The organism is Enterococcus italicus DSM 15952 (genome assembly GCF_000185365.1).
In the GTDB taxonomy this organism is placed as follows: domain Bacteria; phylum Bacillota; class Bacilli; order Lactobacillales; family Enterococcaceae; genus Enterococcus_G; species Enterococcus_G italicus.
The window spans coordinates 1,401,885-1,402,558 of the sequence record NZ_GL622241.1; the positions used below are offsets into that span (position 1 = coordinate 1,401,885).

2 pseudogenes are annotated in these 674 nt (G+C 29.4%); one reads left to right on the forward strand and one right to left on the reverse strand.

Features of this window, described 5'->3' with window-relative positions:
• Window positions 1-78: 78 nt before the first annotated feature.
• Window positions 79-411, reverse strand: a pseudogene (locus HMPREF9088_RS06570) (abortive infection family protein); the annotation flags it as partial.
• Window positions 412-470: 59 nt separating this feature from the next.
• Here HMPREF9088_RS06570 and HMPREF9088_RS06575 point away from each other — a divergent pair.
• Window positions 471-674, forward strand: a pseudogene (locus tag HMPREF9088_RS06575) (IS6 family transposase); the annotation flags it as partial.

A 674-nucleotide genomic window follows, 5' to 3' on the forward strand; every position in this document is an offset into this window, starting at 1 on the left:
AATTATATCATATATTGATTTTATATTATAGTATATAACATAAAAATTCGAATTGTATACTATAAAATATACATTTTATTATCTACTTAATCCTTTATACTTAGTAAACACATACTCGCACAAAACCATAGAAGAATTTGCAACAAGAATTGCTTCTTCTTCCTTAATTACTATTCTATTTGAGCCATGTGCATGAGCATCTCCTTGACTATTTCTCATTTCGAGTATTTTATCTGATAATGTATTGAGTGCTCCAACAAGGGCTTTGATTCTATTATCCATATCTTTTTCAGTTTTAATATTGAGGCGGCCAAATACTTCTTTTCTTAATTCTTTTGACTTAAATAAATTAATATTAACACTCGGTCCTTCGGTATTTTCAATAATAAATTTTAGGGTTCTGTTGCAAAGTTTTAAATCTACTATCAAATAAGGTAGAATAATAGAGAAAGATAGCAGGAGGAATGACGATGAATCATTTTAAAGGAAAGCAATTTCAGCAGGATGTGATTATTGTAGCCGTGGGCTACTATCTTCGTTATAACCTTAGCTATCGTGAAGTTCAAGAAATCTTATATGATCGTGGCATTAACGTTTCTCATACGACGATTTATCGTTGGGTGCAAGAATACAGTAAAATCCTCTATCAAATTTGGAAAAAGAAAAATAAAAAA